Below are 1,302 nucleotides of genomic sequence, written 5' to 3' on the forward strand. Positions count from 1 at the left end.
GGAAGGCGCCGAAAATGAGCACGTACACGGCCACCACGATGCCGAACATCGTCCACAGTGAACTCACGCGGGTGGCGGTGACCGCGTCGGAGACCCCTCGCCCTCCAACACGCCGCCCGGTGCGGCGAGTTCGTACAACTTCAGGGGTGTCAGGTTCAAGGTTCCGGCCGGTTGGAAGGCCGTGCCGGTCTCGACCAGTCAGGTCTGCGTCCTGAGCCCGGGGGCTCCGACGGACCCGCAGCAGGGCTGGGCGCCGGCGAAGTGCGAGCCGTACGGCGTCCTGGTCGTGGTCTACAACAGCCCGGACGAGATCGTCGGCGGTGCCTGGCCGACGACGGCCGACCTGACCGCCGACGGAGGCTGGGGCCACCAGCCGAACTGCCCGATCTGGGGCCGGCCCTACATCCCCGAGAACGGCTACTCCTCGATCGGCGCCCCGGTGCGGACCAAGCCCACCGTGGCCGGCCGGACGATCGACAAGACCCAGTGGAACGTCACCTGCAAGCCCGGGGACACCTTCACGGCCCAGCTGTGGGGGATGGGTACGGACCAGGTCTTCGTGGTGGCGAACGGGCTCAAGAGCGACTACCAGTCGGGCCTGACGGCGATCGTCAACAGCCTGGACGTGAGCGGCCACAAGGCGCCGGGCCTGTCCGCGACCGAACAGGCCGCGAAGGACCTCGTCATCACGGTCGACGGAGGCATCGGCGCGGGGCAGAAGGTGTCCAACAGCGGCACCCCGGTGACCTTCACGGTGACGTACCGGAACTCCGGCCAGAAGACCTACGACAAGCTCCAGCCGCTGGTGTACACCAACGAGTACGCCGGGACGCCGCCGAACGAGGTGCTCCCGACGAACAAGGGCAAGCTGGAGCGCCAGGACGGCGGCAGCTGGACGGAGATCCCGCTCTCGATGGGGGGCGGCATGGACTACGCCGCGGTGAGCCAGAAGGCCTGGTTCTCGCTCGCGCCGGGTGAGTCCAAGAAGGTGACCTACCGGATGGCCCTGGACCTGGTGGACGGGCCGGGGACGATGCCGGTGTCCGTCCAGGCGACGCTGCCGTACGACGGCACCACGACGCTGACGCCGTTGAAGGAGCTGACCGTCCCGGTGACGGTCGTGAAGTAGCCGTCCCAGGCGGGCCGTCGAGGCGCCGTGACCGGGTATCTCCCCTGGTCACGGCGCCTTTCGGCATTCCGGGCGAAGTCCGCGAAAAATTCTTCGAACCCACCTGCAACCCCCCGGCGGGATGGACGTCTATCAGGGTGAGAGGCGGGGAGAGCGAGCCGGCGGAGCCGGGG

General features: G+C 68.8%; 1 protein-coding gene. It reads left to right on the forward strand.

What is annotated here, in order from left to right:
• Positions 1-181 precede the first annotated feature (181 nt).
• Complete coding sequence (locus ACIQOV_RS41775; RefSeq protein ID WP_401056417.1) at positions 182-1,129, forward strand: hypothetical protein; 948 nt, start codon at positions 182-184, stop codon at positions 1,127-1,129.
• The last annotated feature ends 173 nt before the right edge of the window (positions 1,130-1,302 follow it).

It is taken from the genome of Kitasatospora sp. NPDC091257 (genome assembly GCF_044757675.1).
Classification (GTDB): Bacteria; Actinomycetota; Actinomycetes; order Streptomycetales; family Streptomycetaceae; genus Kitasatospora; species Kitasatospora lactacystinica.